The sequence below is a fragment of the Shewanella polaris genome, from assembly GCF_006385555.1.
Taxonomy (GTDB): Bacteria; Pseudomonadota; Gammaproteobacteria; order Enterobacterales; family Shewanellaceae; genus Shewanella; species Shewanella polaris.
Genome location: NZ_CP041036.1, coordinates 2,882,106 through 2,902,825, shown reverse-complemented (window position 1 = coordinate 2,902,825; position 20,720 = coordinate 2,882,106). Strand labels below are relative to the sequence as shown.

The following is a 20,720-nucleotide window of genomic DNA, read 5'->3' as shown; positions in this document are numbered from 1 at the left end:
GAGGAACCTTACCCATGTGCGGTATCGTCGGAATAGTAGGAAAATCAACAGTTAATCAGACCATTTATGATGCACTAACTGTGCTTCAGCATCGTGGTCAAGACGCAGCAGGTATTGTGACTGTTGACATGAATGCGTTTCGTTTACGTAAAGCAAACGGCTTAGTCAAAGATGTGTTTGAACCTAAACATATGCAGCGTTTACAAGGCAATGCCGGTATTGGACATGTTCGTTATCCTACCGCTGGCAGCTCGAGTGCATCAGAGGCTCAGCCGTTTTATGTTAACTCGCCATTTGGTATTTCGTTAGCCCATAATGGTAACTTGACCAATACGATTGAATTAGCAGATGTTTTGGTGACAAAGCGTCGTCATGTAAACACCACCTCTGACTCCGAAGTTTTGTTAAATCTGTTTGCCGATGAGTTGCAAGAAACGCGCAGCTTAACCTTAAGTGCAGACGAAGTATTTGATGCTGTAGCTAAAGTGCATGCACATATTCGTGGTGCTTATGCCGTGGTGGCAATGATCATAGGCCAAGGGATGGTGGCATTTCGTGATCCGTTTGGCATTCGTCCTTTGGTACTTGGTAAGCATGAAACACCAACTGGCACTGAATATATGGTGGCCTCAGAGAGTGTGGCTCTGGATGCTGTTGGGTTTGAAGTCATGCGCGATGTAGCACCTGGTGAGGCGATTTATATTTCACTTGATGGGCAGTTATTTACTCGTCAATGTGCTGTTAATCCAAGCCATGCTCCATGTATGTTTGAATTCGTGTATTTTGCACGTCCAGATTCTAGCATCGATAAAATCTCTGTTTATGCCAGTCGGGTAAATATGGGCGCTATGTTAGGCAAAAAGATTCAGAAACAATGGGAAGATCATGACATTGATGTTGTTATCCCTATCCCAGAAACCTCATGCGATATAGCGTTAGAAATTGCACGTTGTATGGAATTACCGTATCGCCAAGGGTTTGTTAAAAACCGTTATATCGGCCGTACCTTTATCATGCCCGGTCAGCAAGAACGTAAAAAGTCTGTGCGTCGTAAGCTAAACGCGATTAATACCGAATTTAAAGGTAAAAACGTGTTGTTAGTTGATGATTCGATCGTTCGTGGTACTACGTCTGAGCAAATCATTGAAATGGCACGTGAAGCAGGCGCAAAGAAAGTGTATTTTGCTTCAGCAGCACCTGAAATCCGTTTCCCGAACGTATATGGTATCGATATGCCAACGTCTAATGAGCTTATTGCCCATGGTCGTGATGCAGATGAAATTGCTAAAATCATTGGTGCTGACGGTATTATTTTCCAAGACTTAAGCGACTTAATTGAAGCGGTAAGAATGGAAAATCCTGAAATTAAACGTTTTGAAACATCAGTATTTGATGGTCATTATATTACCAATGACGTTGACCAAGCTTACTTGGATCATTTAACTCAATTACGTAATGACGATGCCAAAGCCAATCGCTCAAAAGACATTGGTACTAACTTAGAAATGCACAACGAGTGTCATCCATAAGCTAGCCTGATTGTTTGCCAATAAAAACCAGCATATTTTATGCTGGTTTTTTTATGCGCGAATTAAGAGCTTAGTCGCTTTGCAGCGAGATTCTATCCAAGCCAAGTCTAAAAATCAGTGTAATGACTAGTAAATGATGTGTTGATAATGACTCTGGATTTTATCATCACGAAGCAAACTCGTAAGGTAGTCCTATCTAGCTCCTCATTTCTATGCTTATTTGGCGATAATACTCAAGCGCCTGTGACGCTGCATTCGGATTGAATTTGTTTATCTTGCTGTAATGTTCTAGCGTTTTATGCAAATAACGTATGACTAAATCTTGTTGGTGTGGATCGTTTGAATGCCATATTTTATCGCCAACAGGGTTAATTCTATTGTCATTGCTCATAGTTGGTCGGGTGTTGCGCTCATCCATGTTGTTATTAGTGTCGTTATTATTTAACTCATTAGTGTTTTTATGGGGTTTCTGGCCACCATATCGGACATACAAAATTTCATAAAAACGACGGTTTTCTTCAATCAGTTTTTCGTCAATTAAATCACAATCAAGTTTAATAAGTTGTTGGCGTAGTTCATATTGGTGATGAACAGGACACAAGATAAAGTCGATATTGCGTGCAGAATGTTGTTGGCAAAGCGAATTAACCAACTCGATCATCAAATCTCCGCCAACACCCGCAATAATCACCAAAGGTGTTTGCGGGTGTTGCTCCAGTGGTATCGCTGATACGTCACTACAATGTACCTGCCATTGACGAGATGTTTGTTGCGGATAAAACCGCTCAAGTTTAGTGGTTAACTGTTGCATTAGTGCAGGCACAATATCGACAAAATGGATCATGTTAGCAGCTTGCTTATCTAGCAACGCAGCGCCAAGCAATCCATGGTCGCAACAACAATCCCAAATGTGACTGTAACCCTTGGGGAACATGTTATTGATATGTGTTAAGCGTTGGCCGAGTTTCATCTGTTTATCATGCTTAAGAGTGAAGCTGCGCATTGTAATGATTTGAGCAAAAAAGTGGATAATTATTTGGTATTTGCAGCTTGGCGTATTTAGCGCTAATCTATACTGTAAATTTATACAGTTAAGTGGCGTTATTAAGTTCATTCAGTTGAACGTTAGCGACCCAATAATGGATTATGATTCTATATATTGCTGAAAAACCGAGTTTGGGTCGCGCTATTGCTGATGTTCTGCCAAAGCCACATAAAAAAGGTGATGGTTTTATTACAGCTGCCAATGGTGATTGCGTGTCATGGTGTATTGGACATTTACTAGAGCAAGCCGAGCCAGATGCTTATGATGATGCCTTTAAATCCTGGAAACTCGAACACCTTCCCATAGTGCCGCAAACGTGGAAATTACAGCCTAAACCTAAAACACGCAGTCAACTTACGGTGTTACGTAAACTGGTTAAACAAGCAACGTCGATCATTAATGCTGGCGATCCAGATCGTGAGGGGCAATTGCTGGTGGATGAAGTTATTGCCTATTTAGGCGTAAAAGGTGACAAGCTCAACCAAGTTCAGCGGCTATTAATCAGTGATTTAAATCCACAAGCCGTTAAACGAGCGCTAGGGCAGTTACGCAGTAATCGTGAGTTTATTCCTTTATCGACTTCAGCATTAGCTCGCAGCCGTGCTGATTGGCTGTATGGCATGAACATGACCCGTGCTTACACCATTCAAGGTCGTAAAGTGGGTTATCAAGGGGTGTTGTCAGTTGGCAGAGTTCAAACGCCTTTGTTGGGCTTAGTGGTACGCCGCGATGACGAGATTGCAGATTTTAAACCCAAGTCCTTTTATGAGGTGTTGGCACATTTAGTTACCGACCAACAACTAACCTTTAGTGCTAAGTGGCAACCTAGCGAAGCGTGTCAACCTTACATGGATGAAGACGGCCGAGTTTTAGCCAAAGGCTTAGCTGAAAATGTGGTTACTCGTATTAATGGACAATCAGGTGAAGTGACTAAGCTTGAAGCCAAAGATAAACGTCAACATCCACCATTGCCTTATAGTTTATCTGCACTGCAAATTGATGCAGCTAAACGTTTTGGCCTGTCTGCTAAAGAGGTACTGGACACCTGCCAAAGTTTGTATGAGCGTCATAAGTTGATTACTTATCCGCGCTCAGACAGTCGCTATTTACCTAAAGAGCAACATGCTTTGGCACCAAAAGTATTGGATGCAGTACTCAAAGGCGCTGCAGCATTAGTTGATGGTTGCGATTATCCTAATGCCAAGCTTAAATCTAAAGCGTGGGACGACAGTAAAGTGGATGCTCACCATGCCATCATACCAACAGAAAAAGTGGCTAATTTGTCTGCGCTATCAAGTCACGAGGCTAAGTTATATCAACATGTTGCGAGGCAATATTTAGCTCAGTTTTACCCTGCTTATATTTATGCTGAAACCGCCGTTGAAGTGACTATTGCCGGTGGATTATTTACCACTAAAGCTCGCCAAGATAAAACCCTAGGTTGGAAGCAACTGTTTAAACGGGCTGCCACAGCAAGCCAATCGAATAGCGAAGACAATAACGACGAAGCTGTACAATCGTTACCACCACTGGTTAAGGGGCAAATACTCCAATGCGAACGCGGAGAATTATTAGAGAAAATGACTCAAGCGCCAAAGCATTTTACCGACGCGACTTTATTAGGTGCAATGACCGGAATTAGTCGATATGTAACGGACAGTGACATTAAAAAAATCCTTAAAGAAACCGATGGACTCGGCACTGAAGCGACTCGTGCAGGAATTATTGAACTGTTATTTAAGCGCGGTTATTTAGTTCGTCAAGGTAAATCAATTCTAGCCACCCCTGTCGGAAAGGGGTTGATCCGTAGCTTACCAGAATCCGCAACCACACCCGACATGACCGCATTATGGGAAAACAGCTTGGATGCCATCAGCCAAAAACGACTCAAGTATGATGCGTTTATGCAACCCTTACTGAGTCAATTAGATGGCCTAATAACCCAAGCATCGAACCAGTTACCTTCAGCATTACAAGGTGTCGCCAGCAGTGCTCCAAAGCGCAGCTTTAAAAAGACCTATAAGAAGAAAGCCAAAGTAAAAAATTAAAATATAAAACTAATGGTGGTAAACAAGTGGTGAAAATCGACAACAACAGATCACATGAGTTTATGATTAAACGTCTTAAGCCTAGGCGCTTGGAAGCTCGATGCGATATAAACAAAATCAAAAGCTGATCGGTCATCGATAAAATTCGAAATGTTTTTCAAAAAGTGTCCACTTGGAGTTGATCAAAACACTTAACTAAATCTCCCTAATGCAGGAAAGTAGAATTTATATTATCTATTGGCAAATTAAAAAGTAGCAATTTCAATCAAGAATTAGTTTATGCCTACAGATAACATGTTCCTGACATCTTAATTGGGTTAGAAGGTAGATAATGAGTGTAAACAAACACCATGAAGAGCGAATAAAAAGAGTTTGTGATTACATCAACAATCATTTAGATGAAGATATATCGTTAGAAAAATTGAGCGCAATTGCAATATGTTCTAAATATCATTTTCATCGTATATTCAAATCATTCATGGGGATTAGTACTATTCAGTTTGTGCAACTTACTCGAATGAAGCGCGCTTCTTTTAGGTTGGCATTCGAGTCTGAACAAAGCATTATTGATATCGCTTATGAAGCTCATTTCGAAAGCCCTGAAGCATTTTCGCGAGCCTTTAGAAGAACATTCAAGCAATCACCTTCCCAATTTAGGATCAATCCAGAGTGGCACTCATGGCACTCAAAATATGAATTTAAGCCGCCAATAGTTGGAGAAAACATTGTGGATATAAAGATTACTCATTTTGAAGAAAAGAACGTCGCTCTGATCGAGCATAAAGGTCACCCAAAATTAGTTTTAGATACAGTTGCAAAATTTATTTCTTGGAGAAAAGAAACGGGTTTATCACCGATAAAAAAGAGTGACTCTTTTGGTATCCCATATAGCGATCCAAATACAACACCAAGTGAAGAGTTCCGCTTTGATATTTGTGGTACGCATAATGGTGAAGTACCAGATAACAACTATGGTGTGAAATCAGGGCTCATTCCAAGTGGTCGTTGTGCGGTTGCCCAGCATAAAGGTAGTCATGATCAAATTAGCGATACTATTTATTATTTGTATCGACAATGGTTACCCGATAGCGGTGAAGACTTACGTGATTTCCCTTGTTTTTTCCACTACTTGAATTTTGTGCATGAGGTGGATGAGTGTGAATTACTCACGGATATTTACCTGCCTATAAAGTAAAAAATTTCACATCAGGTAACACTCTAATGGTTACCTGATTATCATATTGTTGAGTTTTAGTGTCCATCTCCAGTAGTAGGAGCTTTATTGACTTTACTCGCGCCTAAGTCAGTTACCTCGACGATTAATCGCAACCAATGTGGGTTAACAAACTTCTGTTTAAGCAGACAAAGTAAGCGTGTTTACGAATTAACAGTAAACAGTCAATAGTGTCGTTATCGCTACAGAAGGACGTCTTAGTCTTTTTCCTGAGTAAGGTCGTTTTCAGTTCTTGGATCCATTTCGTAAGCCGCTGGACCAGCCATATCAGTCACCGCGCGGAAACTTTCTTTAGTCTCCAAATTAGACGGTAATACGTGACTACCTCGTCTTAAAAATACGATAATAAAAAATATGATAAGGCATCCACTTGTAAAGGCATAAAGACCTTTGGCTCCCAATAAACCCATAGCAAGCGACGCCAACGGAGCCCCAATCGCTGAAGACAAACCAAGTGTAATTAACATTGCACTGCTTATTTCAACAAAATCTTCTGATGTTGCATTATCGTTCGCATGTGCTAAACATATTGCATATAACGTCATGCAAGTCCCCCCCCAGAAAAATGCAGAAATAGAAGCTGCCCATCCGCCAAATGTGGTCACAATGTAGGGTAAACCAACGAATAATAATGATACCGCTGAACCAGCTAAAGCCATAAACATCAATACAGTTCGTCTATCAAACCTATCAGAAATCCTTCCTAATGGTAGTTGAAAACATGCTCCGCCAAGCACTGTAGCAGATAAAAATGCTCCTAATTGGCTGCTGTCAAAGCTATTATCTTTTGCATATATTGGTGCTAAAGACCAAAATGCGCCCGTAACCAAACCAGCAACAACGGCTCCAATGAGTGCTATGTGTGAATGTCGCCAAACCTTGAACATATTTAATTTTACTTGATGAACCACAGCAGGAGCCGCTGAACGAGTAAGCGAGACAGGTATAATTGCAATAGATATAAATATGGCTGCCAAACTAAATAGCATTGACTCTTGCGCACTCCCTAAATTGAATAATTGCTGCCCGCACATAACCATGACTAAATTTAATGTTGTATAAATAGAGAGTATTGAACCACGATTATTTGAATTTGAGGTTCCATTCAGCCAGCTTTCGATGATCATATATAGGCCAGAAATGACAATACCTATGATGAATCGCAGTAGCATCCAGGTATAAAATTCTGGTAATAAGGGGAAGATCAAGATTACGACAGAATAGCAAGTCGCTAACACTGCAAAGCTACGAATATGACCCACTCTTTTCAACATATAAGGTGTGGCTATGCATCCTGATACAAAGCCTAAAAAATAGGCTGAACCTGTCAATGCGACTTGGGTATCAGAAAACCCCGATTCACTAGCTGCAATAGGCAACAAAGTCAGTAATAATCCATGACCAAGCAGTAAAAATGCATTAGAAATGAGTAAGGAAGAAATTGGGACTAATGCGTATAACATGTTACTCCAAATAGGTTTTACTTTGAATGTAGTGTGAAAATCACTCTGTTCATAGCCATACCAAAATTGTTTACTTTTTTTAATTCAGGCTTTATTTATGTCCGCAAAAAACCATAAATAGTTTCGATTGTTGTTAAAACTTCAAACAGAATGTCTTTATTGGCATTTATGAAGTCATTGAGCATTAAATATCAACATCGTTGCTGTTGCCGCCTGTGTTGATAGGGGAGTTTGCTTGTCCGTCGTTAGTGTCTAAATGTATTGACTACTCAACAATGAATATAAGTTAAATAGAGTCTTTACGAGCAAAATTCGCAGAATACATTTATTAAAAGGAAGAATTATGCCAAGTGTTAATTAAATTTTTTGTGTAATTTAATCAACATGTTATATTTTCTAAAAAAGATAGGTTCGTGTTTTTAGCACCAATGTGGTTTGAACAGTCCAACAATGCACTTATTTTGTACAAACAAACTCTGCAATAAAATCAATAGCCAAAAGTAAGTAAGCTATCCAGATTTGTTGCCTAGGGGGATGCGAGCCGCGTACCGAAACGCAGTATAAAAACAACGTTAAGGCGTAAAGCTGAAAAGCTAGAAGGCTATCGCAATATAGGTTGAAAGAGGCTTGAATGGTGATGACTTGAGTTGTTACCTTTTTTCATCACAATAAGCTTACTCCCCAACAGATTTATGCAAGGTGGTGTTTTTACCGCCAGCTAAACCACACAATGCACATAACACACCCGCAATAGCACATAACCATAATGGTACTTCCCAACTCCCAGTAGCAGTATGTAATTGGCCTGCCAACATAGGGCCGACGGCGGCCAGTAAATATCCAACACTTTGTGACATACCTGAAAGCGACGCCGCTTGGTGTGGGTCATCGGTACGTAAACTGATAAACGATAACCCTAAAATAAAACACGCCCCAGAGCAAAAGCCCAACATGAGTGTCCATACAAAAGCAAAGTGAGGTATATAAAGTAAACCTAGTGCACTTGCTGCACTGAGTAGCGCCAAAATAAAGCTCAGCGCGCTTTGATCTTTTAACTTAGCCAGTAGCGGTATTAATACTAAACCTGGTAGTGCGGTCGCAATTTGAAAAGCCCCATGATATGCCCCAGCTTCAACCGCAGAATGGCCTGTGTCGGTCAGTATGCTTGGTAGCCAAGTAATGATGATGTAATTCAAAAAAGAGTTTAACCCTAACAACAAGCTAATTTGCCAAGCTAATAAATAACGCCATACACTTTTTGATGGTGCTGATTGGTGTGCGGAATAGGTGGGCTTAGTGTGTTTACCCAGTTGAGCTGTCCATACAATTAAGCTGGCGACAGAAATAATGGCTGCCGAACCAAGTGCAAATTGCCAGCCCAAACCATTTAGCTGGCTAAGTGGGAATACCAATGTTGAAAAACCACCAGATACAACGCCCATTGTTAGCACGTAAGCGGAGGTCATCAGTGCCACTTTTGTAGCGAAATCACGTTTAATTAGGCTGGGTAATAATACGTTAGCAATCGCAATACCTATACCAATGATGGCAGTACCAACAAATAGCATGGTTGATGAATTAATAAACCGAGCCACAATACCTAATAAAATCAGTATTAGCGCAGTAAACAATGCATGTTCTAAGCCTTGTTTACGGGCGAAAATAGCCGCCATAGGAGAAATAACTGCAAAAGCAATTAACGGTAATGTGGTTAAAAAACCTGCTTGAGATCCGCTTAGGCCAAAGTGACCAATTATTTGCTCTAGCACTGGGGCAATGCCGGTAAAAGGAGCGCGTAAATTAGCCGCAATAAGCAAAATACCCATCACCAATAATACGCCTGAAAAGCGAGATGGTACTTTGTTATGTAATATAGCTGAGCTCATGCAGTATTTAGTTTTCATAGTCGATAATGGAGCCTAGTATAAAGATTTTGTCAGTTAAATAATTTAGAAATAGTGATATTTATTCATATAAAACGGACAACACTATGTTTGATGAAGTGCATAAGTGAGTTAAATGCTTACTGGGGTTGTCAAAGTCATCACTTTACATGAGTAATTAATAGAGTCGATATTGTCAGTAAGCTTGCTATGCGTTAGAACCTTTGTGGCATTTTTATTGGTCAATTTGCGGTTGTATGTTTTTTGTTAAAAAGTAATACTCATTGGCTGCCGCATCAATATTGGTAGCTAACTCAATAAAGTCTAAGGATGAAGCCTGGGCTGTCACAAGGATATCCATGAAAAAAACACCCATTATCGCTGTGCTTACCATTCTTCAAGCACTGCCTGTCCTGCTTACTATCAGTGCACTCACTAGTTTCGCTTTCAATGAATCAACCAGTACTTGGTTGATGGTGAGTAGTCTAGCCACAGTCTTACTGACAGGTTATTTAGGGATCCCAGCAAGTGTATTATTGTTTAAGGGACATAAATTAGGTTATCAATTGGGGACGGTTATTTGGGGTTTTGCCATCATAGTAAAGTTTTTAGCACTGTGGGAGGTTGCTGTAGGTTCTAGTGAGCTTGTCGGCGGAACGATAATGTACATTGCACTGACTAAATTAGTTTTTTGGTTAATGGTCAGTGTTGGTATTTTTATTTTATTGGTTAAAGCGCTCCGACAACCTAATAACATATCAGCCAATATTGTCTCGGCCGATCCAGACACAACAGTAACGGAACAAACGTTTAACAACACTAGCTTTAAATCGCTCGCGCTATGGCTTATCTATACCGGAATTGTTGTGATATTTTATCAGCTGAGTTAACAGTGTTATGGCCATTAAAAGACATAGACATCAACGGCTAAGTTTATCTCTGTTTAATTTAGTAACATTAAGTGTTTTGACCATAAAGTTATAATAAAATATTGCTGTCTTTTAATCTTATTTATCACTTAAAAATGGTGATTATTACGACAATGAAATTGCTTGTTGCAGCTTATAAAAAAGTAAAATTAAACGTAGATCACATTTTGTGTTAGTTATTAAATTACGATAACTTATCAATTCTGCTGGCTATTTATGCTAATGAAAATTTAAAACATGAAAATACATCAGAATAATGCAATTTAGATCACGTAATTTTAATTTGTGTGATTCTGGTCGGTTAATTTGGTTGTGTTGTAGTTAAAAGCATACAAAATATAGCACTTTGATAAGTATCACCTATGCCTTAGATTCGTTGAAAATAAAATTATTCCAAGGCTGTACCTATGTCACCAAATTCAAAAAATAACATCCCCTCCGAAACACCCACAACGGAGGGGGGGCTTGATCAAAAGAAAATGCTGATTTTAATTTCAGACGTTATATTGTTATTTGCTTTATTTTACGGTTTACCCTTTGAGCAAGGGATAAACACAGGGTTAGCTATCTTGGTATTTACGGCCATTTTATGGGTTACAGAAGCGATTCACATTAGTATTACAGCAATATTAGTTCCTATTTTAGGTGTTTGCTTTGGCGTGTTTGAAACCAAAGTTGCGATGACTAATTTTGCCAATCCCATTATTTATTTGTTTTTTGGTGGCTTTGTGTTGGCTGCAGCTCTTAATCATCAGAAAATTGATACATTAATTGCACAAAAATTACTAGTTGCGTCAAAAGGCAGATTAGGGGTTGCTTGCTTTATGCTTTTTGGGGTAACAGCTTTGCTTTCGATGTGGATTAGCAATACGGCCACAGCGGCGATGATGTTGCCATTAGCGTTGGGGATATTGTCGCAATTAGATAAAGATAAATATCATAGTACCTATTTGTTTTTGCTTTTAGGTATTGCCTATTCTGCCAATATTGGTGGTATAGGAACCTTAGTCGGCAGTCCACCTAATGCCATTGCAGCAGCGCAAGTGGGATTAAGCTTCAGTGATTGGCTGGAATTTGGTATACCTACCGTTATTATTTTACTGCCGTTAATGTGGTTAGCTTTATATTGGTATTTCAAGCCTAATCTTGCTGCCAAGATTGAAATTCAACGTGAAAGTAAAACACTGACGCGTCGAGGTAAGCTAACGTTACTCATTTTTATTACCACAGTTTGTAGCTGGATATTTAGTGTGCCCTTAGCTAAAGCATTGGGTGGTATTCCTCAGTTTGACACTATTATTGCCTTAAGTGCCGTGGTTGTACTGGCAAGTTTAGGCTTGGTTAGTTGGAAGAAAATTGAAACAACGACTGATTGGGGAGTATTAATTCTATTCGGTGGTGGTTTAACCTTGAGTGCTATTTTAAAAGCGACGGGCACCAGTGTATTTCTGGCTCACTTTATGACGGATATTTTTGGCAGTACACACATGTCGCTATTTGTGTTTGCCGTGGTTGCATTCGTAGTGATGTTAACTGAATTTGCCAGTAATACTGCTAGTGCAGCCTTGCTAGTACCTGTTTTTGCTGCCATTGCTGAAGCGTTAGGCTTATCGCCAGTGATGTTGTCTGTCATGATAGGCATCGCGGCGTCCTGTGCCTTTATGTTACCTGTTGCGACACCACCTAATGCGATTGTGTATGGGTCGGGTTTTATCAAGCAATCTGAAATGATGCGTGTAGGTATGATCATCAACGTGATTAGCATGATAGTACTCGGGGTAATCGCACATCTATTCTGGAATATCTAACGGAAGAATAGATAGCATTGAACAAACGGCGCATTTTGCGCCGTTTTTTATAGAGCAATAAACTCGGTATTACCATTCTGTAGTTTATGTTTATATTTTGGGTTTTGTGCCGAACCCTTCGAGCAGTGTTTGTTGGTGATTTTTACTGCGTTATCAACTTTTTATGTAGAATAACTACACATCAAAGTCTTTGCTTTGTACAAATGGCCAACAATTCGCTGCAAACATGACCTTGAAAGATCAACAGGCCCTAAGGTTATTTGAAAGTTTTATTCTGTTTAGTTGGTCTTTTAATGTAATCAATTGCTTTTAGTCGGGTTATTTATAAGTTCTTCGGTGACATGTTGCCAGCACATTCGTTTAAGCTTAATGACAGTATTGCTTATATTAATGGTTACAGTCGTGCTTTCACCCTAGCTTTTCCCAGCTATATTGATATCAAATCGCGAGTGCTGCGTGATATCTACAGCGATGCTTACTCTTGTTGATATTGAACTCAAATTTTTGATAATTTCCGTCAATTTATATATTTGAAAGATGGAAAATGCGGTCGTAATTAAAGCGTAAAGCCGTTATGTTAATTGTCATAAAATTGGGTGGTTTGATTATGTTGTAAGCGTTTAAATTATTAAGATCATATTGTAGCTATGTTAGAGATAAACATGCCAACAACCTTGAAAATAAAGGAAATATTATGAAAATTACACTAGGGTTAATAATATTAGCAGCAAGTTTATTGTCTTATGCTTCTAATGCCAATGCAGATAAAACCATTTTGGCTGGTGGATGCTTTTGGTGCATGGAGTCTGATTTTGAAAAACTTGATGGAGTAACCGATGTGATCTCCGGATTCACAGGCGGAAACATAAAAGACCCCATATATAATGGTAATCATAGCGGTCATTTTGAAGCGGTTCAAATAACCTATGATCCTAACAAGGTGAGTTACAAAGAGCTGTTAGATTATTACTGGGTTAACATTGATCCCTTTGATGCAAAAGGACAGTTTTGTGATAAAGGTACCAGCTATTTAAGCGCGATTTTCGTGGCAAACGCAACAGAAAGAGACATTGCACAACAGTCTAAAAAGGACATCGAAAAGCAATTTCCTGATAGCAAAGTTATTACGCCTATTTTAAATGCTTCAATTTTTTATCCTATAAAAGGCGATGAAAGTTACCATCAGGATTACTATAAGAACAACCCTATTAGATACAATGCTTACCGCTGGAGTTGTGGTAGGGACAAAAGATTAAAAGAAATTTGGGGTGATAAAGCGACTCATTAAGCTTTTTTATTTATGGCATTCGGGCATTAATGTTGTAGCGCTTCCCCCATACTATCCGATGTTACATCCTGTAGCGTGAAAGCTAAGCTCACATGGATGTGAGCTTCACGCACTCTTGTATAAAGAGTCTTCAACGGCCTCAAGGTCAGAGTTAAACCTGTCCATTTTAAATTATAGCCGGCTGACTCATTTATGCCCCAAAATGAGTTGTAAGGTTCTCAGTCTAATCGGGTAAATATTCCCATTTACTCAATCATTTTCATATAATGTTCGTAAGTGAGTTTAATGTTATTTGTTGGAGATTTAATGATAAAAGGCTTACGCAAATTGTTTCCCGACATTGAGGATAAACAAGCCCAAGCATTGGTGGAGATATGGGAAGAGGTTGTCGATCTGATATTTCATGAGATGGATAGGATTTCCCAACCGCAAATGACAGAACTTCACATTAACTTACGAGAAGAAATTATCCTCGAATTTGCTAAGTTGAGGCATCACATTGAGTCTAAGGTCATTGAAGCACAAACATTAGAACAGCTGCCAAATGAAATTGACTTAGCCGCCGAGAGAGAGCTTTGTCTAGGTGACATCGGACAACAAAAGATACTGAATACAGGAAAAATTATAGCGGAAAATGTATGGCTGGAAAAATATCATAACCGTTGGAAACTAAAAACAAGATCTGCCCTTGAGAAAGAGAAAGCTCCTCCTGTAGCAAAGGAGTTAAAAATTAATGAGGTAACAGACAATCATTTCATTCCCAAATCATTTATTAAGAGGTATTGGTCAGAAAAAGGGGTGATCAGAAAGAACTCGATATCAAAAGGGGTTGTCAACTATATTGATACTTCATTTGGTAAGTGGGGATTTGTTCGAAATCTGTATTCAGATCAGCTAGAGGCATATTTCGGATTAATTGAAGGTGATGCTTCAGTCCCTATACAAAAGGTCTTAAAAGTTGAGCCTCTCAATACCCCACAGAAACAGGCGCTGGTTGGTTTTATAGTTATCCAACGCATTAGAAATCCAGCGTTTATCGACTCACACAACGCAAAGTTGAAACCAGTCATTGAACAGCATTGTGGAGTAGAAAAAGCTAATAATCCTGAGTACGTTCAATTTATTTATGAAAGTATTTTTAAAAACCATGAAGTGTATCGGAACCTATCTAAACCTCTTTTTCATAACCAATGGGTACTTGTTCGCTCACCACAAAAATCTATCGTCTTACCTGATACGTGCAATATCTTCACTGACGTAAATGGTGAGACGTTTATTGTTGTGCCGCTCACGGTATCAGATTGTTTAGTTATTTTGCCGAAGAAAGCTGATGAGTTCCCTTGGCCATGGTATGTAACAGCAACACCTGAATTAGAACGATTGTTACTGTGTTTTGGAATTGAACATAGCCATACTGAATTTTTGAGCAGCACACAGCAAGATATTGTGACCGTAGAGATTGTCGAAAATAGTAGTGAAAAAATTATCAATTCGATTTTAAGACTAGCTAAAAGCAGAGGTGTACCCGCAAAATAGAGTTCGTTTCAATACCACTGTTCTCTAAATCACTTTTGTCCAACAACGAGTTAGTCTTGCTTAAAAATGGATAAATTCAACTCTGAACTTGAGGCTGTTGAAGAAAATAGCGTGAGCCTGACAGGCCTTTCTCGCACATCCATGTGCTTTAAGGCATTCAGACATCCTGTCTATCAGGCGTCAGGCTAAGTTTAGTCTTAATTCATCATAAAATTGGGTGGCTAAATTTAGTCTGCTAAGCTTAGTCGATTACAGACTAAGTAATTGAATCAAAAATAGGAAATCTGATATTGTTTATTCATTAATCAACACAAATTTAAAACGAGTAACTCTCCAGGCTCGTTAGAGGGAGATGCATGAAAGCAGCTGTTAATTGTATTTGCAACGGTAAAGAAATTGAAGTCGCAGAGGCACTAGAACTCAGGGATGGTAGTAAAGAAAATTCTTACTTTACTTGTGTTAGCTGTGGAGAACCTGTCCGAGTTCATAAGGCTGGAGCAAATAGCTTGGCTCATTTTGAACATCATGAGCGAAACTATTCATGTCCGTATAGTGAAGGTAAAAAAATAAAAGAAGATACTTTCTCTCTTGATGATCCCCGAGCAATTGAAGGGTATGAAATTGATCGTAAGATACTATCTGGCGCTCGTAACTCTTCTCTTGCTAGGCAACGAAAACAGATGGATAGTTATAAGTGTATCGCTTGTGGCTTTAAACTAAAGCTTAATGGTCGGTTTGTTATCGAGTGTCATCATAAAGATCCAATAGGCACTGAAGGAGTCAGAGAGACCTCACTTGAAGATTTAATAAGTTTATGTCCGACTTGTCATCGAATTTCACATACACGGGAAAAACCATTAAGCCTTAATGAAATCGTTGAGGCGCGAAAATCCCTCTAACAAGAGACTATGGCGTCAACAGTTGGCTTTGTTTCGCTTCGCTACACTATTTTACCCAACTATTTCTGTCCGCTTAAATGGGCGTTGAGATTGTAGAATTATTCAAAAATGAAATTTACACAAAAATCTTAAGCGCTGAGTTTTTATTAATTGTAGTTTTTATCGCTATATTGGGTCAGAATTCACATCGACATGTGATTTTGAGTCTTATTTATAACAATTTTACTGCTGTTTTTTTCGAAATCGAAATTCTACAGTCTCGTTATGTGTAAGGAAGTACTGATGACTAATCTGAAATATTATAATTTAATCAGGCTATTAGCTGCCATATTTTTTGTGGCAATCGCATTTGAATATTGGGGCAATAGCTTCATAGGTCTAGCTGTATTATTGTTTCCATATATACTGGTATTTTTGTTGGCTAACAAATTAGCGTACAGAACTAAACTCAGAACTATTTTACGAACTTTCGCTGGTCTCTTGGTCTCAGTACTAGCAATAGGCCTATTATTTGGTATTAAATCTGATGCTCAATCTGGCATTGTTGTTTCACATATTGCCATATCACAATACAGTGCTATTTTTGTAGCTGAAGCGATTATAGGTCTATGTACTTACGAAGATAATTGCACATAACACATATGAGCCTTCTGCCAGTCAATAGGCGAGCCATTTGTCTAACCGAAAGTATTTGACTGTTTTTACAGTCAAATTTAGATCAATTAACAAATTCTTCGACTTCGCCTGTTAAATCATCGCGCCTTTAGAAATAACAGCATGCAAACACATATAGAGGCTCATTGAAGCCATAAACAACTTTATTGATTGTATTCATTGATGAGCGTCAATAAGAAGTTTCATAGCAGTGGCTTATCAATCCAACACGCTTTTATCCAATATGCCTTTCTCAATCAGTTGCTGCAAAATACTGTGGGTCTTTTGCTTTAAGGTGTCACGTAGTAACCGCGCTGCAGGCGTTATTGATTGCCTACTTGGGAATATCAGCCAAAGTTCGGTCGGTTTTACTTGGTATTCGGGTAAAATGTGTACCACATTTTCGGCAAGTAAGTCGCTCGACATATCAAGACAAGATTTAAGCCCAATGCCTTTACCTGAAAGACACCAACGATGAACCAGTTCACCGTCGTTAGAGACTCGATTACCTTTCATTTTGATTTTGTACTGTTCATCATTGCGATAAAAATCCCACACATCATAAGTAATATTATTGAGTTGATATAACAATCCGTTATGGGAGGCTAGGTCTTGTGGGTGTGTAGGGGTGCCATTCGCTTCAAGGTAGGCTTTGGAAGCACATAACAATCTAGGAATATTACAGATTTTAAAGCCATATAAATTAGCGTCGTTTGGTGAACCATATCGCAGGGCTAAATCGACTGAATCACGATAAAAATCTAAATTACTGTCATTAATATTGGCATGTAGGCTGATTTTTGGGTGAGTCGCCATAAATTCATCAAGCCAAGGGATAACAATATTACGACCGAGATCCGATGATATGGCTAAGCGTAAGTCGCCGTCAATAATGTCCAGTTCACCTTTCATGTTCTGCTTTGCTTGCTCCAGCATCAACATAGCTTGTTCGCACTGTGGGATGTACTTTTCGCCAGCGCTCGATAAACGTAATTGTCTGGTAGTGCGGATAAATAACTCTACACCTAGCGAACTTTCGACACGTTTAACAGCGGCGCTGGCGGTTGCTGTGCGCATATCAAGATTGGTCGCTGCGGCAGTAATGCTTCGAAACTCAGCCACTTTCAAAATAACCTGTAGGTCCTCTAATAACATATTGTCTAATTATATTTGATAATGTTTCAATTATTATGCTGTTTATGCGGAGTAAAACAAGGGCTAATATAGCTTCATTGAAAATTAATCCCATTTAAATCGTTTACTAATAGGAATCACATTATGAAAGCCATCGGATACACACAATCATTACCCGTTACTCACCCAGAATCGTTAATTGATGTTGAGTTACCACAACCTATTGCGACAGGCCGTGACTTATTAATCAAGGTGAATGCTATTTCGGTTAACCCTGCAGATTACAAAGTACGTTTATATATGCCGCCAACAGACGGTGCTGTAAAAGTGATTGGTTGGGATGCTGTTGGTGAAGTGATTGCTACTGGCGATAAAGCCAGCCAATTTAAGCCGGGTGATGTGGTTTACTATGCGGGTGATATTACTCGTCAAGGTTGCAATGCAGAATACCAATTAGTTGATGAACGTTTAGTTGGCTTTAAGCCAAAAAGCTTACCAAATGCAGAAGCTGCGGCACTGCCTTTAACAGCCATTACCGCATGGGAACTGTTGTTTGAGCATTTAGCTATTAAACAGCAAAACCCTGCATCGACTGACAAATCAGATGAAGTCATTTTAGTTGTTGGCGCTGCTGGTGGTGTAGGCTCTATTTTTGTTCAGTTAGCTAAAGCTATTACAGGTGCAACTATCATTGCCACAGCGTCACGTGAAAGTTCAAGTGCATGGGTTAAAAAGTTGGGTGCCGATTATGTAGTTGATCACACCAAACCGCTTGCTGCGCAAATTGAAGCGTTGAACATTAGCCCAGTTACTCACGTGGCAAGCTTAAACAGCACCGATAGTTATTTTGAAAGTTACACTCAATTGTTAGCACCATTTGGTAAAATTGCTATGATCGACGATCCGGAAGCTCTTGATATCACAAAATTGAAGCCAAAGAGTTTGTCATTACATTGGGAGTTTATGTTTGCTCGTTCAATGTTTAATGCTGCAGATATAGATGAACAAAGTCGTTTATTAAATCGTGTGGCAGATCTTGTAGACCAAGGTTACATTCAAACAACGTTAGGTCAGCACATGGGCACAATTAACGCAGCTAACTTGCGTGCAGCTCACAAAGCATTAGAAACAGGTCGTTCTATTGGTAAGATTGTACTAGAAGGCTTTTAGTCTTTTATAAAGTCTGTTCTAATCCCATATTTATAAACAGTTTATTTTATTGATTGTATGATTAAAAGGAACATAACATGTCAAAGTTAACTATCGTAGCCAACATTAAAGCCAAAGCTGACAAAGTCGATTTAGTTAAAGCTGAATTACTAAAGTTAATTGAAGTGACTCGAGCCGAAACGGGTTGTATTAGCTATGATTTACACCAAGATAATGCCAATCCCGCACATTTTATGTTTTATGAAAACTGGCAGAGTCGTGAATTGTGGCAGATTCATATGAATAACCAACATTTAGCTGATTATGTGGCCGCGACAGAAGGTGCTGTCGTTGAATTTACCTTGAATGAAATGACGATAATCGATTAAGGCTTGCGATAACTGAGTTTTACAAGATTAACTGAAAAGCAGACCATAAAAATGGTCTGCTTTTTTGTCGATTTAATAAACCTACTTATGAGACACTCTGGTGATAAATGAGTACAAATCGACAAGGGTAAGCGCCAAAATGGAAATCCGGTTTACACAACTGCAATGTCGTTCGTCTAGTGTCATGATGGACATTGAAGATTGGCTAATTAAATCGCATCAATCTTGGGGAGTGTTTAGTACCGAAGGTGACTTAGGCGCCTTACTGGGTAAATTGTTAACTCAGCAACCGCCAGATAAAACCTGGGGATATTCCGGCCAACTATCGGGTCTTGAGCATTCGCAAGTCGCCTTGGTGTCGCTGCATGAACAGCAACAATTACTTGAAGATATTCTTGAACAAGATGACAGCGAGTCTTTAGGTTATATCGATCCTAAAACCACTGTTTATGGCGTAATATTTGCCCAATGTAATGATGACGCACTGACTCATCGATTATTGGCGCAATTGGATCTTACTCGGTTAAGTGATAGCCAGTTTACTCAGCTTTCTACCGGAGAAAGCCGTCGCGTGATGCTTGCCCGTGCGCTGGCGACAAAGGTGCCATTTTTAGTGCTCGACGAACCCTATGCCGGGCTAGATGTGGCTCATAGGCAAGCGTTAAGCCAATATTTACAGCTGTTATCGCAAACTGTGCAAATGTTGGTGGTGGTCTCTCGTGAGCAAGATATGCCAGATTGGATAGAGCATGTTGCCCTGTTTAACCATGGTAAATTAGACAGTGTGATGGCTAAGTCTGAGTGGGATAACCATCCGCTTATCACTCAATTAACCGCGCAATCTGGCCAACAAAGTGAAGATATGCTGGCGCTTATTCGTCGTCACCGTCACACCCCAACATTTACAAATCCGGTTTTTCAATTGAACAATGGCCGAGTCGCTTACGGTGACAAAGTCATTTTCTCTGGGGTGAATTGGCGCATCAATAATGGTGTTCATTGGCAAGTTAAAGGCCCTAATGGCTGCGGTAAAAGTACTTTGCTTGGGCTTATTTTTGGCGATCATCCACAATGCTACAGTAACGATATTGATATTTTTGGTAAAAAAAGAGGCTCTGGTGAGAGTATTTGGGAGATAAAAAAGCACATCGGCATGGTGTCATCTGCGTTGCATTTACAGTATAGGGTTAATTGTAGTGCGCTTGATGTGATTGTATCGGGCTTTTATGACTCTATTGGCTTGTATCAGCAACCGTCGAAACAACAAGTCGCTATCGCAACGGAGTGGCTAGCGATTTTACACATGAGTCATTTGAGTAAATTGTCATTTCGACAACTAGAATACGGTCAACAGCGATTATTATTAATCGCCAGAGCCATTGTTAAACAGCCAACCTTACTTATCCTCGATGAACCTTATCAAGGTTTAGATTATCTAGGGCGTAGATTGATCAAGAATGCCCTTGAACTTATTGCAAAAGAACACTTAACTCAATTGCTATATGTGTCACATTATCAAGAAGATAGCCTTGATAGTATTCAACACTTTATTGAGTTTGTCGCCGATGAACATCAAGGCGGTTATCGTGCTGTGGTCACAAATGCCTAAATACTTAACTGGCAAAACTCTTTAAACAGCTGACATTAGTCGGCTGTTTTTATTTCAGATGATTTTCCAATGATAATTGATAATGTTTCAATTATTACGCCGTATATGGCAATTAAATTATCG

17 protein-coding genes are annotated in these 20,720 nt (G+C 39.3%); 12 read left to right on the top strand and 5 right to left on the bottom strand.

What is annotated here, in order from left to right:
• The first annotated feature begins 14 nt into the window (after positions 1-14).
• The gene (purF, locus tag FH971_RS12660; protein WP_137226684.1) at positions 15-1,529 is read left to right on the top strand and encodes an amidophosphoribosyltransferase; all 1,515 of its coding nucleotides are present in this window, start codon (positions 15-17) and stop codon (positions 1,527-1,529) included.
• Positions 1,530-1,725: 196 nt separating this feature from the next.
• Here purF and FH971_RS12655 read toward each other — a convergent pair whose 3' ends face one another.
• Positions 1,726-2,499 carry a tRNA (adenine(22)-N(1))-methyltransferase gene (locus tag FH971_RS12655; RefSeq protein ID WP_140234531.1) on the bottom strand — a complete coding sequence of 258 codons (774 nt, stop codon included), beginning with the start codon at positions 2,497-2,499 and terminating at the stop codon, positions 1,726-1,728.
• Positions 2,500-2,675: 176 nt separating this feature from the next.
• Between FH971_RS12655 and FH971_RS12650 the strand changes: the two genes are divergently transcribed.
• Both FH971_RS12650 and FH971_RS12645 read left to right on the top strand, forming a co-directional pair.
• Positions 2,676-4,622, top strand: coding sequence for a DNA topoisomerase III (locus tag FH971_RS12650; protein WP_140234530.1), 1,947 nt, complete (start codon positions 2,676-2,678; stop codon positions 4,620-4,622).
• A gap of 331 nt (positions 4,623-4,953) precedes the next feature.
• Positions 4,954-5,817, top strand: coding sequence for an AraC family transcriptional regulator (locus FH971_RS12645; protein WP_140234529.1), 864 nt, complete (start codon positions 4,954-4,956; stop codon positions 5,815-5,817).
• Positions 5,818-6,053: 236 nt separating this feature from the next.
• Here FH971_RS12645 and FH971_RS12640 read toward each other — a convergent pair whose 3' ends face one another.
• The 3 genes from FH971_RS12640 to FH971_RS20630 all read right to left on the bottom strand — a co-directional run bounded on the left by FH971_RS12640 (position 6,054) and on the right by FH971_RS20630 (position 9,563).
• Positions 6,054-7,319, bottom strand: a complete 1,266-nt coding sequence (locus FH971_RS12640) for an MFS transporter (protein WP_140234528.1) — start codon at positions 7,317-7,319, stop codon at positions 6,054-6,056.
• Positions 7,320-7,993: 674 nt separating this feature from the next.
• The gene (locus tag FH971_RS12635) at positions 7,994-9,205 is read right to left on the bottom strand and encodes an MFS transporter (protein ID WP_420853419.1); all 1,212 of its coding nucleotides are present in this window, start codon (positions 9,203-9,205) and stop codon (positions 7,994-7,996) included.
• Between the two features lie 232 nt (positions 9,206-9,437).
• A complete protein-coding gene (locus tag FH971_RS20630; protein ID WP_276611777.1) occupies positions 9,438-9,563 on the bottom strand; it encodes a hypothetical protein in 126 nt (41 codons plus the stop codon).
• On the opposite strand from FH971_RS20630, the gene FH971_RS12630 reads away from it, so the two are divergent.
• From FH971_RS12630 to FH971_RS12600, 6 genes are all read left to right on the top strand, one after another.
• Positions 9,562-10,092, top strand: a complete 531-nt coding sequence (locus tag FH971_RS12630; RefSeq protein WP_140234527.1) for a hypothetical protein — start codon at positions 9,562-9,564, stop codon at positions 10,090-10,092. The genes FH971_RS20630 and FH971_RS12630 overlap by 2 nt on opposite strands.
• Positions 10,093-10,538: 446 nt before the next feature.
• Entirely contained in the window at positions 10,539-11,939 is a 1,401-nt protein-coding gene (locus FH971_RS12625; RefSeq protein WP_140234526.1) for a DASS family sodium-coupled anion symporter, read from the top strand.
• 694 nt (positions 11,940-12,633) lie between these two features.
• Positions 12,634-13,227, top strand: coding sequence for a peptide-methionine (S)-S-oxide reductase MsrA (msrA, locus tag FH971_RS12615; RefSeq protein ID WP_140234525.1), 594 nt, complete (start codon positions 12,634-12,636; stop codon positions 13,225-13,227).
• Positions 13,228-13,533: 306 nt separating this feature from the next.
• The gene (locus FH971_RS12610) at positions 13,534-14,763 is read left to right on the top strand and encodes a DUF4238 domain-containing protein (RefSeq protein WP_140234524.1); all 1,230 of its coding nucleotides are present in this window, start codon (positions 13,534-13,536) and stop codon (positions 14,761-14,763) included.
• Positions 14,764-15,119: 356 nt separating this feature from the next.
• The gene (locus FH971_RS12605; RefSeq protein WP_140234523.1) at positions 15,120-15,662 is read left to right on the top strand and encodes a DUF7830 domain-containing protein; all 543 of its coding nucleotides are present in this window, start codon (positions 15,120-15,122) and stop codon (positions 15,660-15,662) included.
• 282 nt (positions 15,663-15,944) lie between these two features.
• The gene (locus tag FH971_RS12600; RefSeq protein ID WP_140234522.1) at positions 15,945-16,298 is read left to right on the top strand and encodes a hypothetical protein; all 354 of its coding nucleotides are present in this window, start codon (positions 15,945-15,947) and stop codon (positions 16,296-16,298) included.
• Positions 16,299-16,535: 237 nt separating this feature from the next.
• On the opposite strand, the gene FH971_RS12595 is transcribed toward FH971_RS12600, so the two are convergent.
• Positions 16,536-17,471, bottom strand: a complete 936-nt coding sequence (locus FH971_RS12595; protein ID WP_140234521.1) for a LysR family transcriptional regulator — start codon at positions 17,469-17,471, stop codon at positions 16,536-16,538.
• A 123-nt stretch (positions 17,472-17,594) separates the two neighbouring features.
• On the opposite strand from FH971_RS12595, the gene FH971_RS12590 reads away from it, so the two are divergent.
• The 3 genes from FH971_RS12590 to FH971_RS12580 all read left to right on the top strand — a co-directional run bounded on the left by FH971_RS12590 (position 17,595) and on the right by FH971_RS12580 (position 20,597).
• Positions 17,595-18,620, top strand: coding sequence for a zinc-binding alcohol dehydrogenase family protein (locus FH971_RS12590; protein WP_140234520.1), 1,026 nt, complete (start codon positions 17,595-17,597; stop codon positions 18,618-18,620).
• Positions 18,621-18,697: 77 nt separating this feature from the next.
• Complete coding sequence (locus FH971_RS12585; protein ID WP_140234519.1) at positions 18,698-18,988, top strand: putative quinol monooxygenase; 291 nt, start codon at positions 18,698-18,700, stop codon at positions 18,986-18,988.
• A gap of 139 nt (positions 18,989-19,127) precedes the next feature.
• Complete coding sequence (locus tag FH971_RS12580; RefSeq protein WP_140234518.1) at positions 19,128-20,597, top strand: ATP-binding cassette domain-containing protein; 1,470 nt, start codon at positions 19,128-19,130, stop codon at positions 20,595-20,597.
• Positions 20,598-20,720: the final 123 nt, after the last annotated feature.